The sequence below is a fragment of the Ruminococcus sp. YE282 genome (assembly GCA_900101355.1).
GTDB classification, from domain to species: Bacteria; Bacillota; Clostridia; order Oscillospirales; family Acutalibacteraceae; genus Ruminococcoides; species Ruminococcoides bromii_A.
In genome coordinates this window covers 1-1,325 of the sequence record FMUV01000080.1, presented here as the reverse complement: position 1 = coordinate 1,325, position 1,325 = coordinate 1, and the positions used below count along the sequence as shown (strand labels likewise).

Sequence of the window (1,325 nt, the reverse complement as noted above, 5' to 3'; positions counted from 1 at the left end):
TATGAGTTTGAAAAAGGCGAAATTATGTTTGGCGACTACAATATAAAGGACATCAATATTGAGTCGCTCAGAGATAAAATTGCGTATATATCTCAGGATATATTCCTGTTCAGCGGCACTATAAGGGAAAACCTAATGCTCGGAAACGAAGACGCAACTCTTGATGAAATCATTGAAGCCTGCAAACTCAGCAAGGCAAATGAATTTATTGAAAAGATGCCTCTAAGATATGATACTATGCTGGAAGAAAACGGAGCAAACCTTTCGGGCGGACAAAAACAGAGACTTGCAATTGCAAGGGCACTGCTTAAAAAGCCCGATATACTTATTATGGACGAGGCAACCAGTAACCTGGATTCGATTACAGAAAAGGCAATCGAAAAAACAATCAACGAGCTTTCAGACAACATAACAACCGTAATTATCGCACACAGACTGAGCACAATCATGCGCTGCGACAAAATCTATGTTATGGCAGACGGCGAAATAATTGAGCAGGGCAGCCATACTCAATTAATGAACGACAGAAAAAGTTACTATAATCTTTGGAAAGAACAATTACCTGTTCAAAATGGAGGTGAAGACCATGAAGAACACGATAATTGATATGAAAGATTTAACGGACAGTCGTGAAGTAATGGAGAAAAAAGCTCCTAAATCAATTCTGATTTTTGTTCTGATTGTTTTATCAATTGTCATTGCTTTGCTCATCTGGTCTTTCTTTGGAGAAATAGACGAGTATTCAACCGTGAGCGGAGAGGTCAGACCTCAGTTGTCAACCAACATAATATCAACAATAAGCGGCGGAAAAATCAAGGAACTTAATTACAGTGACGGGGATTTTGTAAAGTCCGGAGACACAATATTGACCTTGGATGTAGGTTCTGCAGAGTCGCAAAAACAAACGCTCACAGATAAGATTAACGAATGTGACACAAAGATAAAGTATAACAAAAAACTGAAGCAATGTGTTGAAGACGGCAAAAATGGTTTTTCACAAACAAAAGAAGAGATAGACTATTACAATCAGTACGAAAAATATATCAGTGATTTGGATGTATCATTAGGACAAATACACGATACCGATAATCAGAACAAAAATTCCAAAAAAGAGGCTAATGCAACTCTTAATTCCGTTGAGGAGAGCATTGATAAGGATAATCAATTGATAAAGGAATATCAAAACCTTATAAATGCCGTTGAAAATGATTTGAACTTTGCAAGCAACAACAGTATGTTGAGGGCATATTATGATAATTATGTCCAAAGTTTGGAGAATGCCGACGCACAGATAAAAGAGTACGAAAGCACATATGAGGCGTTAA

At 37.3% G+C, this 1,325-nt stretch carries 2 protein-coding genes; both read left to right on the top strand.

The genetic code is table 11. The features are described from left to right. Nucleotides 1–606: ABC transporter ATP-binding protein (locus BLP46_RS12755; protein WP_143000510.1), on the top strand; the 606-nt coding region annotated here is incomplete at its 5' end. Further along, nucleotides 587–1,325 (top strand): HlyD family secretion protein (locus BLP46_RS12750; RefSeq protein WP_167669282.1); only part of this gene is annotated, 739 nt, incomplete at its 3' end. The genes BLP46_RS12755 and BLP46_RS12750, both read left to right, overlap by 20 nt.